The following is a 15450-nucleotide window of genomic DNA, read 5'->3' on the forward strand; positions in this document are numbered from 1 at the left end:
GCTCCCGCTCCCGGCGTACGGTCATCGCGTGACCGATGACACAGCGATACGGATCAGGCCCGGACAGGCCGCGGACGCGGACGCGATCACCGCGGTCTTCCTCGCCTCCCGGGCGGCCGCGATGCCCTGGCTGCCCCGGCTGCACACCGACGAGGAGACCCGGTGGTGGGTCGCGAACGTCGTCCTGGAGCAGTGCCGGGTCTGGGTCGCGGAGCAGGCCGCGACCGGTGCCGCGGCCGGTTTCGCGGCGCTCGACGGCGACTGGCTGGAGCACCTCTACCTGCGGCCCGACGCGCGCGGACGTGGCATCGGCTCGCGGCTGCTCGACGAGGTCGTGCGCCACCACCCGGACGGCCCACTGTCGTTGCACGTCTTCCGGCGCAACGCCGCGGCACGCGCGTTCTACGAACGGCACGGCTTCCGGGCCGTCCCCGGCAGCGAGAGCACCGCGAACGAGGAGGGCGAGCCCGACCTGACCTACCGTCTGCCGCCCGTGGCCGACCGGTGACCAACGGCACACGTACCGACCAGTAACGCGGAGGTCCCGCGGATCATAAAGTGAGCGCCGTCCGCTCCCCACCCTCGACCCCGGGAGACCGCATGCGTTCCGCGAAGGACTTCTTCCGACCGCTGGCCGTGGGGGCCCCGGCCCCCGTACGGGAAGTACCGTTCCGGCCGTCGCGGATGATCCACTTCTTCGATCCGAGCAACGAGAAGATGGCCGCGAAGGTCCCCTCCATCGCCCCCAAGGTGGACGTCCTGCTGGGCAACCTGGAGGACGCCGTCTCAGCCGACCGCAAGGAGGCCGCCCGCGCCGGGCTGGTCGACACGGCCAAGGCCCACGACTTCGGCGACACCCAGCTGTGGACCCGGATCAACAGCCTGGACTCGCCGTGGGCGCTGGACGACCTGCTGACCCTGGTCACCGAGATCGGCCACAAGCTCGACGTCGTGATGGTGCCCAAGGTGGAGGGCGCCGAGGACATCCACTACGTCGACCGGCTGCTCGCCCAGCTGGAGGCCAAGGCGGGCATCGAGCGGCCGATCCTGGTCCACGCGATCCTGGAGACCGCCACGGGCGTGGCGAACGTCGAGGAGATCGCCGGGGCCAGCCCCCGGATGCAGGGCATCTCCCTCGGCCCGGCCGACCTGGCGGCGAGCCGCCGCATGAAGACCACCCGCGTCGGCGGGGGACACCCGGGGTACCTCGTGCGGGAGGACCCGAAAGGCCCCCTGGGCGCGGAAGGGGACGCGGAGCTGCCGCGGCTGACCTTCCAGCAGGACCTGTGGCACTACACGATCGCGCGCATGGTCGACGCCTGCGCCGCGCACGGGATCCTGCCGTACTACGGGCCCTTCGGCGACATCAAGGACACCACCGCCTGCGAGGACCAGTTCCGCAACGCCTTCCTGCTCGGCTGCGTCGGGGCGTGGAGCCTGCACCCGGTGCAGATCGACATCGCCAAGCGGGTCTTCTCCCCGGCGCCGGCGGACGTCGCCTGGGCGCGCAGGGTCATCGACGCGATGGGTGACGGCACCGGAGCGGTGATGATCGACGGCAAGATGCAGGACGACGCCACGGTGAAGCAGTGCCACGTCGTCATCGAGCTCGCGGAGGCGCTGGCCGCCCGCGACCCGGAGCTGGCGCAGGCGTACGAGGCCGCGTACAAGGAGCAGGAGCAGAACCGATGACCGACGCGATCCTGCGGCCGCGCCGCTCCGTCCTCTACATGCCCGGCGCGAACGAGCGCGCCCTGGAGAAGGCGAAGGCCCTCCCCACAGACGCGCTCATCCTCGACCTGGAGGACTCCGTCGCGCCGGACGCCAAGGCCGACGCCCGCAAGCGCGTCGCCGCTGCCGCCGCCTCCGGGGAGTACGGGTACCGGGAGGTCACCATCCGGGTGAACTCGCCCGGCACCCCCTGGCACGAGGACGACCTGCGGGCCGCCGCCGAGGCGGGCCCCGACGCCGTGGTCGTCCCCAAGGTCGACTCGGCCGCGACCGTGCACGCTGTCGAGCGGGCCCTGGAGGCCGCCGGCGCCCCGGACCGCACCGCCATCTGGGCGATGGTGGAGACCCCGCGCGCGATGCTGGACGCCCGTGCCGTCGCGGCGGCCTCCGAGCGGCTGCGCGTACTGGTCATGGGCACCAACGACCTCGCCAAGGAGCTGCACGCCGAGCACGTCCCGGGCCGGGCCCCGCTCCTCACCGGGCTCTCTCTCGCCCTTCTGGGTGCGCGCGAGGCCGGCAAGGTGATTTTGGACGGTGTCTACAACGACGTCACCGACGAGACCGGCTTCGAGGCGGAGTGCGTCCAGGGCCGGCAGTTCGGCTTCGACGGCAAGACCCTCATCCACCCCCGGCAGGTGGAGGTCTGCAACAGGGTCTTCGCCCCCTCGCAGGAGGAAGCCGACAGGGCGCGGCGCATCATCGAGGCCTTCGAGCAGGCCGTGGCCGAGGGCCGCGGGGTGGTCACGGTGGACGGCCGGATGATCGAGAACCTCCATGTGGATGACGCCCGGCGTGTCCTTGCGCTGGCCGAGGCGGTATCCGGAAGGTAGCGGTCCCGTTGCGTCCGGGTGGACGACCGCTACAAAGAAAAGGTCCCGCACGTGCCGTGCGGGGCCTTTCTTGTGTTGGTTCTGTCCAGATGCTCCATGAAGCGGGTCCGGACACTGTACGAAGTCGACGCCGATTATGACGGCCCTCCGCTCGTATGGTCGATGTCATGAGCGTTTTGGACGAGGTGCCGACCCAGCCCGCCGAGGCCGAAGGGGCCGAAGAGGCCGCGCAGCCGGCGAACGACGCCCGCGGGCGCGTCGCGGAACTGCACGCCATCCGCGAGCAGGTCCGGCTCGGCCCCAGCGAGAAGGCGACCCAGGCCCAGAAGGCCAAGGGCAAGCTCACCGCGCGCGAGCGCATCGACCTGCTGCTCGACGAGGGCTCCTTCAACGAGGTGGAGCCGCTGCGCCGGCACCGCGCCAGCGGGTTCGGCCTGGAGGCGAAGAAGCCCTACACCGACGGGGTCATCACCGGCTGGGGCACCGTCCACGGGCGGACCGTCTTCGTGTACGCCCACGACTTCCGGATCTTCGGCGGCGCGCTGGGCGAGGCCCACGCCAGCAAGATCCACAAGATCATGGACATGGCCATTTCGGCCGGCGCCCCGCTGGTCTCGCTCAACGACGGTGCCGGCGCCCGCATCCAGGAGGGCGTCTCGGCGCTCGCCGGCTACGGCGGCATCTTCCAGCGCAACACCCGTGCCTCCGGTGTGATCCCGCAGATCTCCGTGATGCTCGGCCCCTGCGCCGGCGGCGCCGCGTACTCCCCGGCCCTGACCGACTTCGTGTTCATGGTCCGGGAGACCTCTCAGATGTTCATCACCGGCCCGGACGTGGTCCAGGCCGTCACCGGCGAGAAGATCTCCCAGAACGGGCTCGGCGGCGCCGACGTCCACTCCGAGGTCTCCGGTGTCTCGCACTTCGCGTACGACGACGAGCAGACCTGCCTGGAGGAGGTCCGCTACCTGCTGTCGATGCTGCCGCAGAACAACCGCGAGAACCCCCCGTCGGTCCCCGCTGCGGACCCGGCCGATCGGCGCGGCGACGTCCTGCTGGACATCGTCCCCGCCGACGGCAACCGCTCGTACGACATGCACCAGGTCATCGAGGAGCTCGTCGACGACGGCGAGTACCTGGAGATCCACGAGCGCTGGGCGACCAACATCATCGTGGCCCTGGCCCGCCTCGACGGCCAGGTCGTCGGCATCATCGCCAACCAGCCCGCCTCCCTCGCCGGCGTCCTCGACATCGAGGCCAGCGAGAAGGCTGCGCGCTTCGTCCAGATGTGCGACGCCTTCAACATCCCGCTCATCACCCTCCTGGACGTCCCCGGCTTCCTGCCCGGCGTCGACCAGGAGCACGGTGGCATCATCCGGCACGGCGCCAAGCTGCTGTACGCGTACTGCAACGCGACCGTGCCGCGGATCTCGCTGATCCTGCGGAAGGCGTACGGAGGTGCCTACATCGTCATGGACAGCCAGTCGATCGGCGCCGACCTCACCTACGCCTGGCCGACCAACGAGATCGCCGTCATGGGCGCCGAAGGCGCCGCCAACGTGATCTTCCGGCGCCAGATCGCCGAGGCCGACGACCCCGACGCCATGCGCGCCCGCATGGTGAAGGAGTACAAGTCCGAGCTGATGCACCCCTACTACGCCGCCGAACGCGGCCTGGTGGACGACGTGATCGACCCCGCCGAGACGCGCGAGGTCCTCATCCGCTCGCTCGCGATGCTGCGCACCAAGCACGCCGACCTGCCGTCCCGCAAGCACGGCAACCCGCCCCAGTAAGGGAGAGACGAACCCCGTGAGCACTCCTGCCGACAGCACCTCCGCCGCGCTCGTGCGCGTGGAGCGCGGCCACGCCAGCGACGAGGAACTGGCCGCACTCACCGCTGTCCTGCTCGCCCGCGCCGCGGCCCAGGGCCAGGACGCGACCGACTACGTCAAGCCCCGCTCCACGGCCGGCTGGCGCCGCCTCGAGCGGCAGTCCGGCTTCAGCGCGCCGCACAGCTGGCGCAGCTGACCCTCCGGCTCCGAACGGCGGCGCGGCACCCCCATCGCGGGTGCCGCGCCGCCGTCGTCGTACGGGGACGTCCTCACCACATGCCGCCCGCGATGTCGTCGAAGACGGCCTCCCACAGCCCGTCGCCCGTGCCGAACGGGACGGGATCGACGGCGGTCAGGGCGTCGCGGATCTCCTCGGCGATACGGATGAGGTCGTCGATCTCGGGGAACACGCCGGGAGGGTCGTAGTCCGGGCGCCTGAGCTGCAGCAGGCACATCCCGTGGACCATCGACGAGACGTCGGTGTGGATCCACTCGATCCTGCGCACCTCGTGGTCGACCACGTGCACCCTTCCGGTGCCGCCGTCGAGGGCCACCTCGGCGTGGAGGGCCCGGCCCAGGTGCAGCCACCGGTGGACGCCGGGGGAGAACCCCTCGTAGTCCGTCAGGTCCTCGACGAGGGACGCGTCCCGCAGCGGCGTCGGCCCGCCCGAGAGGTCCTTCCGGAGCTCGAAGAGCACACCGTCGGCCACCGGCAGGCCCACGTCCGCCAGGAAGCCGCGGGTGGGCCCGTGCGTGAGCCCTGCGTCCTGCCCCGTGGCACGGTGCCCCGTGGCGTGGACGCGCACGATCTGCTCCGGGGCGAAGACCTCGGCAAGGGAAGCGGCCGTCACGGGGGCGATCACCCCAGGCCTCCGGGGATGCCGAGGTGCGCCGGGTCGTCCGGTTCGAAGGGTGTGGGCAACGGTCCTCCTGTGGTCCGGCCCGACGCGAAGGCCCCGCACATGCCGTGCGGGGCCTTTCGCGTCGTACGGGAAGCGGGAACCGCTACCGCAGCCGCGCCATCAGCGCGTGTTCGACCAGCGTGATCAGCGCGCTCTTCGCCTCGGCGCGGTGCCGGGCGTCCGTGATGATGATGGGGGCCTCGGGACCGATCTGGAGGGCCTCGCGGACTTCCTCGGGGTTGTACGGCTGGTGGCCGTCGAAGCCGTTGAGGGCGATGACGAACGGCAGACCGCTGTTCTCGAAGTAGTCGACGGCCGGGAAGCAGTCCGCCAGCCGGCGGGTGTCCACCAGGACGACCGCGCCGATGGCGCCGCGCACCAGGTCGTCCCACATGAACCAGAAGCGGTCCTGGCCCGGCGTGCCGAACAGGTAGAGGATCAGGTCCTCGTCCAGGGTGATACGGCCGAAGTCCATCGCCACGGTCGTCGTGGTCTTGTCCGGCGCGTGCGTCAGATCGTCGATCCCCGCGGAGGCGGAGGTCATCACGGCTTCGGTACGCAGCGGGTTGATCTCCGATACGGCACCGACGAACGTGGTCTTGCCCACGCCGAAGCCGCCCGCCACCACGATCTTCGCCGAGGTGGTTGAGCGAGCTGGACCGCTAGAGCTTGCGAAGTCCACTGAGCACCCTTTCGAGCAGTGTCACGTCTGGCTGTCCGCCCGAGGCATCGTCGCCACCGGGCTGGTGAATGGCGACGAGCCCGGCCTCCGCCAGGTCGGCGACGAGGATTCGGGCGACGCCGAGGGGGATGGAGAGGAGCGCGGAGATCTCCGCGACCGACTTGATCTCCCGGCAGAGGATGCAGATCCGCTGGTGCTCCGGCAACTGGCCCCGCAGCTGGACCGGGTCGGCGGTCGTGCTGACCAGTGCCTCGATGGCGAGCTGGTAGCGCGGCCGGGTGCGGCCACCGGTCATGGCGTAGGGACGTACCAGACCGGACGGCGGCTTGGAACGCCCGGTCTGCGCTGTCCGAGGCGGTGGCGCCTGCGGGGGTTCGTACGGCTGGATCCTCGGCTGCCGGTGCGACGGCGTGGGGCCGGGACCTGGGTCCTGGCTGGGTGCCGAGGGGAAGTCGAACCGCTTGAAGGGCGGCTGCTGTTGGTGATTGCCGTACTGATCTCCGCCTGGGGGCGTTGCCACGGTTCCTCCTCCAGCTGGGTAGCGCGTCTGAAAACCCTACGGGTCTCCAGACGCGCCCGCATGCCTGTCCGTTAGTTGAGCAGGCTGCCCTGCAATTCCGCACGCAGATCGGGCGTGAGCACGTTGCCCGCGCGGTCGACCAGCAGGGCCATCTCGTAGCCCACGAGGCCGATGTCGCACTCCGGGTGCGCCAGCACGGCCAGCGAGGAACCGTCCGAGACGGACATGATGAAGAGGAAGCCGCGCTCCATCTCCACGACGGTCTGGTTCACGTGCCCGCCCTCGAAGATGCGCGAGGCACCCGCGGTCAGCGAGGTCAGACCGGAGGCCACCGCGGCCAACTGGTCCGCACGGTCCCGCGGGAAGCCTTCGGACATCGCCAGCAGCAGACCGTCGGCAGAGACCACAACCGTATGGGAGACCCCTGGGGTCTGGTCCACGAAACTGGTGATCAACCAGTTCAGGTTCTGTGCCGCCTGGCTCATCGGACTCAACTAACGCTCCTGGTGCTTGGGGCCGAAGCCCTGGCCGTTCGTGTCAGTTCCCGCAGTGCGTCCCTGCTGGACACCGCGCCGCAGATTGCTCAGGCGGCCACGGACGTCCTCGGGTGCACGGGAGACCATCGGTCCGCCCTGCGGAGTCTGCTGTGCGGTACCCGGGACCAGGTTGGCCTTGGGGACCCGTCGGGGCAGGCCGGAGGGGGTGACCCCGCCCGCCTTGGGCTTGCGGGCCTGTTCGGCCCGCTGCCAGTTGTCGTCGTTCGTGGAGCGCCACTCCGACTCCCCGTCCGACGCGGGTACGGAGGGCGCCGGCTGCGCCGGGAAGCCGTCCGCCGACTGGGGCTCCGGCTGCGCCGGGGCCGCCTGTCCGGACTGCTGCCATCCGCGGTCGCGGCGCGGCAGCCCCGCGTCGGTCACCGAGGACTGCAGCGGGCCGGTGGCCGGAGCCGGTCGGTCGAAGCCTACGCGCTCCGGGGCTTCGAAGGGGGTGGCTGTGGCGGAATCGGCCGTCGCCTGGGCCGGGAAACCCTGCGGCTGGGCCGTCTGCGGCAGTTCGCCGCCCGGCGTCGCCGTCCACTGTTCCTGGGCGTACCCGTTCTGCTGCTGCCAGTCGTCCTGGGCGTAGCCGTTCTGCGCAGCGGCGTACCCCTGCTCGGCGTAGCCGCCTTCGGTGTACACCGGCTCCTGGAACCCGGGCTGCGCGTCGTAGCCGTGCTGCTCCTGGAACGGCTGGCCCTGCGGCTCCTGGTAGCCCTGCTGGTCGAAGCCGTTCGCCGGGAAGCCGTTGTCCTGGAAGCCGTTGTCCTGGAACGCGGCCTCGGCGCCGGTCTCCTGGTAGCCCGGTTCCCGGGCGTCGCCCTCGAACGGCAGTTGCTCCGGGGCACGGTCGCCGGCCGCGGCCTCGAGCTGGGCACGGCGCTGGTCACGCATGAGCGAGCGGCCGACCGGGTCGAGCGAGCGGGTGTCGGCCGGGGCCTCGGCGCGCTCGTAGCGCGAGTCGTCGAAGCCGAGCTCCGCGGCGGTCGGTCCGTAGGCGGCGAACTGCGGGGTCTCGAGCTCCGGCACGATCCGGGACACGGTGAAGTCGTCCTCCAGCGGCATCTCCTCGCCGCCGCCACCGTGGGTGATCGGCTCGGGGAGCATGACCAGCGAGGTGGTGCCGGCCTGCTCGCCGGACGGGCGCAGCTGGACGCGGATGCCGTGCCGGTCGGCGAGACGGCCGACCACGAACAGGCCCATGCGCTTGGAGATCGACGCGTCGACGGTCGGCGGTTCGGCCAGCTTGTGGTTGATGTCCGCGAAGTCCTCGGCGGTGAGGCCGATGCCCTTGTCGTGGATCTCGACCATGACGCGGCCGTCAGGAAGCCGGGTCGCGGTGACCCGCACCTTGGTCTGGGGCGAGGAGAACGTGGTGGCGTTCTCCAGCAGCTCGGCCAGCAGGTGCACGAGGTCGGTGACGGCGGTGCCGTGGATCTCGGTCTCGGGGATGCCGACCAGTTCGATGCGCTCGTACGCCTCCACCTCGGAGGCCGCGGCGCGGAGCACGTCGACCAGCGGGACCGGCTGGTTCCAGCGGCGGCCGGGCTCCTCGCCGGCGAGGACCAGGAGGTTCTCGCCGTTGCGGCGCATGCGGGTCGCCAGGTGGTCCAGCTTGAAGAGGTTCTCCAGCTGGTCCGGGTCCGCCTCGTTGTTCTCCAGGTCCGTGATCAGCGTCAGCTGGCGCTGGATGAGGCCCTGGTTGCGGCGGGAGAGGTTGGTGAAGATCGCGTTGACGTTGCCACGGAGCAGGGCCTGCTCGGCGGCGAGCCGTACGGCCTCGCGGTGGATCTGGTCGAAGGCGCGGGCGACCTCGCCGATCTCGTCGTTCGAGGTGATCGGGATCGTCTGGACGCGGGTGTCGACCTTGCCCGGATCGGTGCGGGAGAGCTGGTCGACCAGGGCCGGCAGGCGCTGCTCGGCGACCTCGAAGGCCGCGGTGCGCAGCCGTCGCATGCTGTTGCTCATCGAACGGGCCACCATGGCGGCCACGATGAAGGCGATGATCAGCGCGACGAGCACGATGGCGGAGTTGACGATCGCTTCGATGCGGGCACTGTCGGCGATGTCGCTCGAGTCGTTGTACGCCTGGTTGGCCAGGTGCTGCTCGACGCTCTTGTAGGCGTCGAAGGCGAGGGTGGTCGCGCCGAACCAGCTCTCCGCGGTCACGCCCTGGGCCTTGAGCTGCTCGGTGCTCTGACCGGAGGCGATCAGCTTGATCATGTTCTCCAGGCTCGGCGGAGCCTTGAAGGGCTGGCCGGCCTGCTTGGCCGCCTGGGCGGCCTGGGCGACCTGCTCCTTGCCCTTCTCCAGGGCCGCGTCCTGCGCGTCCAGCAGTCGCTGGTAGTCCGCGTCGGTGCCACCGCCCCGGTACTCCTCCAGAGCGACCTGCTGGAGGTAGGCGTACGAGGTGAAGGCGGTCAGCTGGAGCTTCAGCTCGCCGTCGACGAGCTTGTCGCGGTCCTCGACGAGCAGGTGGGTGCCGATGGAGCGGGTCAGCGACTCGGCGGCCTTGGTCAGTTCGAGCGCGTAGAGGGTGCGGCCGTAGGAGGCGATGCTGTTGGTGCCGAAGCCCAGCTCGTTCGCGAGCTCCATCAGCGGGTGCTGGACCTCGACGTACTTCTCCTCGGTCTGCACGCCCGGGAGCTGCCGGGTGAAGGCCGTGTCACGCAGCTTCGCCAGGACCTTCTCGCCCTCGCGGATGTTCGCCACGCGGCGCTGCAGCCGGTCGCTCACGGGCAGCTCGGCGACGGCGGCGTCGAACTTCGCGGCCGCCTGGTCGGTGGCCGCGCGGGTCGCGACGACGTCCTTGTTCTCGGTGTCGCCGGCCAGCAGGGGAACAACGCTGAGGTCACGTTCGTTCAGCACGGCGTTGGCGTAGTCCACTGCGGCGCGCACGGCGTTGGCGGTCCGCACCGCGTCGTCGGCGTCCTGCCAGGTCTGCACCGAGCTCTGCACCCGGAAGCCGCCGAAGACCAGGGCGACCATCACCGGGATGAGGAGGATGACGTTCAGACGGGTGGCCACCCGCCAGTTGCGCATGGCGAAGCGGCTGCCCGGGCTCGTCACCGGCTCGGGCGCGGTGGCCGCCTCGGGGGCAGCGGCCTGGGCCGTGCCGTATCGCGCAGGCGGGGTGAAATTGCCACGCGGGTGGTCCGCGGGACCCGGCTCTGCTCGCCTCGTGTTCCTCACTCGACCAACAACCTCTCGGCGACGGCGCGGGCGGCGCCGTTCCTACTCTCGGGTTTCGATGAATTCCAGCACGTCATGGGGGTGCTCCACAAACGTCCGGCGAGGACTGCGAAGCCATGATCACGCGCCGGTTAAAACGGGCATAAGCGTAAAGCGGTGGCAATTCACTGGGTAGATGTATGCGCAGTGAAGCCGACTGGGCGCGGGCGGTGTTCGGGTTGTTCCGATTCGCGGTCGAAACGTTATGAACAGAAGGACCGGCCATGTCAAAAGACACAGCCGGTCCATACGCGAAGTGGCAAGCTGAAATGCTTACTTGAGACGAGCGAGCAGCGCGTGTTCGACGAGCGTGATCAGCGCGCTCTTCGCCTCGGCGCGGTGCCGGGCGTCCGTGATGATGATGGGGGCGTCCGGGCCGATCTGCAGCGCTTCCCGGACCTCGTCGGGCGTGTACGGCTGGTGGCCGTCGAAGCCGTTGAGGGCGATGACGAACGGCAGACCGCTGTTCTCGAAGTAGTCGACGGCCGGGAAGCAGTCGGCCAGCCGGCGGGTGTCGACCAGGACGACGGCGCCGATGGCACCGCGGACCAGGTCGTCCCACATGAACCAGAAGCGGTCCTGGCCCGGCGTACCGAACAGGTACAGGATCAGGTCGTCGTCGAGCGTGATACGACCGAAGTCCATCGCCACGGTCGTCGTGGTCTTGTCGGCCACGTGCGTCAGATCGTCCACGCCCGCGGATGCCGAGGTCATCACGGCCTCCGTACGGAGCGGGTTGATCTCCGAGACCGCCCCGACGAACGTGGTCTTGCCCACGCCGAAGCCACCCGCCACCACGATCTTCGCCGAGGTGGTGGACCGGGCCGCGGGCGGCGCACCGTACGCCGCCTGCTGCCCCGGCCTAGAGCTTGCGAAGTCCACTGAGCACCCTTTCGAGCAGTGTCACATCAGGCTGTCCGCCGGCCTCGCCGCTGCTCGGCTGGTGGATGGCGACCATACCGGCCTCAGCCAGGTCGGCCACCAGAATCCGGGCCACCCCCAGCGGGATCCCCAGCAGTGCGGAGATCTCGGCGACCGACTTGATCTCCATGCACAGGTGGCAGATGCGCTGGTGTTCGGGGAGCAGCCCCTGGTAGGCACTCGGGTCCGCGGAGGTGCTGACCAGTGCCTCGATGGCGAGCTGGTAGCGCGGCCGGGTGCGACCACCGGTCATGGCGTACGGCCGCACCAGCGGCTGGTCGCCTTCGCCCCCGTACGGCGCATGGTGGGGCGCGCCGTACGGGCCGGGCGAGGCGGGCGGCGGGGTCATGAATGGTCCTCCGGGTAAGAGCGGACGCGTGTCGCGAGTAGTCATGGGGCGTGCATTCGGCCGGGCTCCGGGGAGGAGCTCAGCCCATCAGGCTGCCTTGGAGTTCTGCGCGCAGGTCGGGGGTGAGAACGGCGCCCGCTCGGTCGACGAGCAGGGCCATCTCGTAGCCCACGAGGCCGATGTCGCACTCGGGGTGCGCCAGTACGGCCAGCGAGGATCCGTCCGAGACCGACATCAGGAGGAGGAAGCCGCGCTCCATCTCCACGACGGTCTGGTTGACGCTGCCGCCCTCGAAGATGCGGGACGCGCCCGCGGTCAGCGAGGTGAGGCCGGAGGCGACGGCCGCCAACTGGTCGGCGCGGTCACGGGGGAAACCCTCGGACATGGCCAGCAGCAGGCCGTCGGCGGATACCACCACGGTGTGGGACACCCCGGGGGTGTTGTCCACGAAGTTGGTGATCAACCAGTTCAGATTCTGTGCCGCCTGGCTCATCTGACTCAACTAACGCTCCTGCTGGTGAGTGGTGCCAAAGCCGCGGCCGTCGGTCGTTCCCGTACCGGCCTGGCGACCCTGCTGGATACCGCGACGGAGGTTGGTCAGGCGTCCGCGCACGTCGTCGGGGGCCCGGGAAACCTGCGGACCGCCCTGTGGGGCTTGTTGGGGAGCACCGGCTCCCGGGACGAGGTTGGCCTTGGGGACCCGCCGCGGCAGCCCGGAGGGGGTGACCCCGCCCGCGGACGGCTGGCGGACCTGGCCCGCGCGCTCCCACACCTCGTCGTTCGGCGAGGACCGCCACGCCGCCGAGTCGCGCCGCGGGGGCTGCGAGGGCTGCGGCGGGTGCGCAGGCTGCGAAGGCGGCGCCGCGTGCTCGGCGCGGGCCCGCTGCGGCTGTTGCGGGTGCTGCTGCGGGGCGGGCTGCTGCGGGCGCTGCGGCGGCCGGGTGGGCGCTGCGGCGCCCGGGCCGTTGCCGTTCTGCTGCGGGCCGACCGGGCCCCGCTCGACGTGCACCTGCTGCATGCGCTCGGCGCGACCGGTGCGGAACCAGTCCGACTCGAGCGAGTCGAAGATCGGGCTCGGCTCGTCGTGGCGAACGGGGGCCGGAGGCAGCGCCATCGGCTCGTTGACGGCCGGCAGCGGCTGCCGGTCGGCCTGCGGGGCCGCGGGACGCTGCTGATGGGCGGCGCCGGGTCCCTGGGCGTACCCGCCGGAGTGGCGCGGTCCCTGGGGCGCCGCCGGGGCGGCCGGCGGGGTCTGCGGCGCCTGCTGCACGTGGGGTGCCGCGGGGCGCTGGAAGACATCGCTGCGGGTGAACTGGCCCTGCTGCTGCGGGGCCTGGCCACCGTGCTGCGGCATCTGGGGCATCTGCTGGGGCTGGCCGCCGTGCTGCGGCATCTGCGGTATCTGCTGGGTCTGGGGGCCGCCGTACGCCGGTGCGGTGTGCGGCATGGCGTTGAAGTCCGGGCGCTCGAACTGCGCCGTGGACTCCAGGTCCTCGTGACCGCGCGGCATGTCGGCCTCGGGGCCGTGGGCCGCGCCCATCGGCTGCGGCGCCGCCGGACGCTGCGGGGGAGCGGCCGGTCGCTGCGGCTGCTGCTGCTGCTGCGGCCTGCCCTGGCCACCGGGGACCTGCTCGTTGGCCCAGCTCGGGCCCGAGCGCTGCGGCCCGGGCGCCGCCGGAGCACCGGGGCCGGCCGGACGGCCGCCCTGCGGGCCCATGCCGGGACCGGAGTTGAGGGCCGGGCGCGACGCGGAACCGGACACCTGGCCGCGCTGCCCACCGCGGTGCATGCCGGCGAGGCCGGTACCGCCGCCGCCACCCATGGCCGGCGCGGGAGCGCCCGGAGCCGCGGCGGGGGCACCGCCCGGCTGCTGACCGCGGTTGCCCGCGCCGGGCTGGGGCTTGGCGCCACCCTGGGTGACGTCCACCGGCAGCATGACGAGCGCGGTGGTGCCGCCCGAGTCGGACGGACGGAGCTGGATCCGGATGCCGTGCCGCAGGGACAGGCGGCCGACCACGAACAGACCCATGCGGCGGGAGACGGAGACGTCCACCGTCGGCGGATTGGCGAGCCGCTCGTTGATGTCGGCGAGGTCCTCCGGGGACAGACCGATGCCGGTGTCGTGGATCTCGATCAGCACGCGGCCGTCGGGCAGCGCGTGACCAGTGACCCGCACCTTGGTCTGCGGGGAGGAGAACGAGGTCGCGTTCTCCAGCAGCTCTGCGAGCAGGTGGACGAGGTCGTTGACGACGCGGCCGGTGACCTCGACCGCCGGCACCGAGGTGAGCTCGATGCGCTCGTACTGCTCCACCTCGGATGCGGCGGCGCGGAGGACGTCGACCAGCGGGACCGGGCGGGTCCAGCGGCGGCCGGGCTCCTCGCCCGCGAGGACGAGGAGGTTTTCGCCGTTCCGGCGCATACGGGTCGCGAGGTGGTCGAGCTTGAAGAGGTTGGACAGCTGGTCCGGGTCGGCCTCGCGGGACTCCAGTTCGGAGATCAGGCTCAGCTGACGCTGGATCAGGCCCTGGCTGCGGCGCGAGAGGTTGGTGAACATCGCGTTGACGTTCCCTCGCAGCAGCGCCTGCTCGGCGGCGAGTCGGACCGCCTCGCGGTGGACCTCGTCGAACGCGCGGGCCACCTGGCCGATTTCGTCGCGGGTGTGGATGCCGATCGACTCGACCGAGGTGTCGACGTCCTGCGGGTCGGACTCGGAGAGCTGCTTGACCAGCTCGGGCAGTCGCTTCTGGGCGACTTCCTGGGCGGTGTCCTGCAGCCGGCGCAGCGAGCGGACCATGGACCGGGCGACGACGAAGGCGCCGACGACCGAGATGCCGAGCACGAGGAGGATCAGCGCACCGCTGATGATCGCCTCTTGCTGGGCCTCGTCGCGCAGCGTCAGGGCCTTCTGCTGCATCTGCTGCAGCAGGGTCTGCTCGATCTGGCCCATGAGCTGGATCTTGGTCTTGGCGTCGTCGTCCCAGTCCAGGTACTTGCCCTGGAAGTTCTGGATGCTCGACTCGGAGGCCGCGATGCGGTCGGCCTGCTCACCGACCTTGTTGACGATGTCGTTGCCGCCGTTGAGGCCCTTGAGGAGCTCCTCGGCGTTCGTCCGGCCGTAGATCTGGCTGAACTGCTTGAGTTCCGTGCCCTCGGAGCGGTGGACGCCCTGCAGGTAGCGGAAGTCGTTGGAGCTGAGGGTCTGGTTGTCGGCCAGGGCGGCGCTGATGATGGCCCGCTGCATGGAGTCGTACTCCTTGGCGGACGAGAACGCCGCCAGCGCGCGGGTGCTGGAGATCATGTCCGAGTTACCGGTCGCCTCGGCCATCTCCTGGGAGAGGTCGATGAGCGAGCGGATGAGCTCGTCGTACTCGCTGACCGTCTGCGCGATGTAGCCGGGCTGGTCGTACGCACGCTCGCGGATGGCCTGCAGGGTGCCGAGCTGGCGGCTGATCGAGGTCAGCGAGGCGTTGACGCCCGTGAGGTCCGGGGAGACCTCGTTGGCGGCGCTGACGAACGCCGTGCGCGCCAGCTTGGTCTTCGCCTGCGCGGCCACGATGTTGTCGTCGCCATCGTCGCGGGGCGTGCTGGACAGCGGGCCGGCCGAGACGTCTCGCTCCTCCTGGAGCGCGGCGGCGAGCTTGGTCGCCTGCTCCGTGAGGTCGGTCAGCGAGGTCATGGCCTCCAGCTGCTGCACGTTCTCCAGCGAGCTCTGGATGCGGAGCGCACCCAGGGTGGTCGCGGCGACCACCGGCAGCGCGAGCAGCGACACCAGACGAGTGCTGATGCGCCAGTTGCGCATGGCTATTCGGGAGCCGTGCTTCGGGCCGGTGCGCACACCGCTTCCCGGCGTGGCGCTGCTCTGTGCGCCCGCGGTTCCGGCGTCTGCGGTTTCATCCCGGCGGGCGGGACCGTGATCGGT

Annotated in this window: 14 protein-coding genes; 5 read left to right on the top strand and 9 right to left on the bottom strand. The window is 70.9% G+C overall.

Annotation, left to right across the window (positions count from 1 at the left end):
* The first annotated feature begins 28 nt into the window (after positions 1-28).
* The 5 genes from PV341_RS08520 to PV341_RS08540 all read left to right on the top strand — a co-directional run bounded on the left by PV341_RS08520 (position 29) and on the right by PV341_RS08540 (position 4586).
* Positions 29-508, top strand: coding sequence for a GNAT family N-acetyltransferase (locus PV341_RS08520; RefSeq protein ID WP_500357260.1), 480 nt, complete (start codon positions 29-31; stop codon positions 506-508).
* Positions 509-600: 92 nt separating this feature from the next.
* On the top strand, positions 601-1692 hold the full coding sequence (locus PV341_RS08525; RefSeq protein ID WP_500357262.1) for an HpcH/HpaI aldolase/citrate lyase family protein: 1092 nt from the start codon (positions 601-603) through the stop codon (positions 1690-1692).
* On the top strand, positions 1689-2561 hold the full coding sequence (locus tag PV341_RS08530) for an HpcH/HpaI aldolase/citrate lyase family protein (protein ID WP_500325609.1): 873 nt from the start codon (positions 1689-1691) through the stop codon (positions 2559-2561). Before PV341_RS08525 ends, PV341_RS08530 begins: the two co-directional genes overlap by 4 nt.
* A gap of 167 nt (positions 2562-2728) precedes the next feature.
* A complete protein-coding gene (locus PV341_RS08535; RefSeq protein ID WP_500325611.1) occupies positions 2729-4351 on the top strand; it encodes an acyl-CoA carboxylase subunit beta in 1623 nt (540 codons plus the stop codon).
* A gap of 16 nt (positions 4352-4367) precedes the next feature.
* Entirely contained in the window at positions 4368-4586 is a 219-nt protein-coding gene (locus tag PV341_RS08540; protein WP_089224994.1) for an acyl-CoA carboxylase epsilon subunit, read from the top strand.
* A 73-nt stretch (positions 4587-4659) separates the two neighbouring features.
* On the opposite strand, the gene PV341_RS08545 is transcribed toward PV341_RS08540, so the two are convergent.
* The 9 genes from PV341_RS08545 to PV341_RS08585 form a co-directional block, all read right to left on the bottom strand.
* Complete coding sequence (locus tag PV341_RS08545; RefSeq protein WP_500325613.1) at positions 4660-5241, bottom strand: SUKH-4 family immunity protein; 582 nt, start codon at positions 5239-5241, stop codon at positions 4660-4662.
* Positions 5242-5395: 154 nt separating this feature from the next.
* Positions 5396-5974 carry a GTP-binding protein gene (locus PV341_RS08550; protein ID WP_089224993.1) on the bottom strand — a complete coding sequence of 193 codons (579 nt, stop codon included), beginning with the start codon at positions 5972-5974 and terminating at the stop codon, positions 5396-5398.
* Positions 5955-6494, bottom strand: coding sequence for a DUF742 domain-containing protein (locus PV341_RS08555; protein ID WP_500325615.1), 540 nt, complete (start codon positions 6492-6494; stop codon positions 5955-5957). Before PV341_RS08555 ends, PV341_RS08550 begins: the two co-directional genes overlap by 20 nt.
* A 71-nt stretch (positions 6495-6565) precedes the next feature.
* Positions 6566-6979 carry a roadblock/LC7 domain-containing protein gene (locus PV341_RS08560; RefSeq protein WP_018562059.1) on the bottom strand — a complete coding sequence of 138 codons (414 nt, stop codon included), beginning with the start codon at positions 6977-6979 and terminating at the stop codon, positions 6566-6568.
* Positions 6980-6988: 9 nt separating this feature from the next.
* The gene (locus tag PV341_RS08565) at positions 6989-10072 is read right to left on the bottom strand and encodes a sensor histidine kinase (protein WP_500325856.1); all 3084 of its coding nucleotides are present in this window, start codon (positions 10070-10072) and stop codon (positions 6989-6991) included.
* A gap of 462 nt (positions 10073-10534) precedes the next feature.
* Positions 10535-11143, bottom strand: a complete 609-nt coding sequence (locus tag PV341_RS08570; RefSeq protein WP_078620110.1) for a GTP-binding protein — start codon at positions 11141-11143, stop codon at positions 10535-10537.
* Complete coding sequence (locus PV341_RS08575) at positions 11124-11531, bottom strand: DUF742 domain-containing protein (RefSeq protein WP_361792631.1); 408 nt, start codon at positions 11529-11531, stop codon at positions 11124-11126. Before PV341_RS08575 ends, PV341_RS08570 begins: the two co-directional genes overlap by 20 nt.
* Positions 11532-11610: 79 nt before the next feature.
* A complete protein-coding gene (locus tag PV341_RS08580) occupies positions 11611-12024 on the bottom strand; it encodes a roadblock/LC7 domain-containing protein (RefSeq protein WP_018562063.1) in 414 nt (137 codons plus the stop codon).
* A 9-nt stretch (positions 12025-12033) separates the two neighbouring features.
* Positions 12034-15330 (bottom strand): sensor histidine kinase, encoded by a 3297-nt coding sequence (locus PV341_RS08585; protein WP_500357264.1) that lies wholly within the window; start codon positions 15328-15330, stop codon positions 12034-12036.
* Between the last annotated feature and the right edge of the window lie 120 nt (positions 15331-15450).

Source organism: Streptomyces sp. PA03-1a (assembly GCF_033792805.1).
GTDB lineage: Bacteria > Actinomycetota > Actinomycetes > Streptomycetales > Streptomycetaceae > Actinacidiphila.

What these genes read in the sequence shown, in the direction of transcription:
- PV341_RS08535 (WP_500325611.1), top strand. Translation starts at nt 2,729, where the DNA reads ATGAGCGTTTTGGACGAGGTGCCGACCCAGCCCGCCGAGGCCGAAGGG.
- PV341_RS08585 (WP_500357264.1), bottom strand. Translation starts at nt 15,330, where the DNA reads ATGCGCAACTGGCGCATCAGCACTCGTCTGGTGTCGCTGCTCGCGCTG.
- PV341_RS08525 (WP_500357262.1), top strand. Translation starts at nt 601, where the DNA reads ATGCGTTCCGCGAAGGACTTCTTCCGACCGCTGGCCGTGGGGGCCCCG.
- PV341_RS08530 (WP_500325609.1), top strand. Translation starts at nt 1,689, where the DNA reads ATGACCGACGCGATCCTGCGGCCGCGCCGCTCCGTCCTCTACATGCCC.
- PV341_RS08565 (WP_500325856.1), bottom strand. Translation starts at nt 10,072, where the DNA reads ATGCGCAACTGGCGGGTGGCCACCCGTCTGAACGTCATCCTCCTCATC.
- PV341_RS08575 (WP_361792631.1), bottom strand. Translation starts at nt 11,531, where the DNA reads ATGACCCCGCCGCCCGCCTCGCCCGGCCCGTACGGCGCGCCCCACCAT.
- PV341_RS08580 (WP_018562063.1), bottom strand. Translation starts at nt 12,024, where the DNA reads ATGAGCCAGGCGGCACAGAATCTGAACTGGTTGATCACCAACTTCGTG.
- PV341_RS08560 (WP_018562059.1), bottom strand. Translation starts at nt 6,979, where the DNA reads ATGAGCCAGGCGGCACAGAACCTGAACTGGTTGATCACCAGTTTCGTG.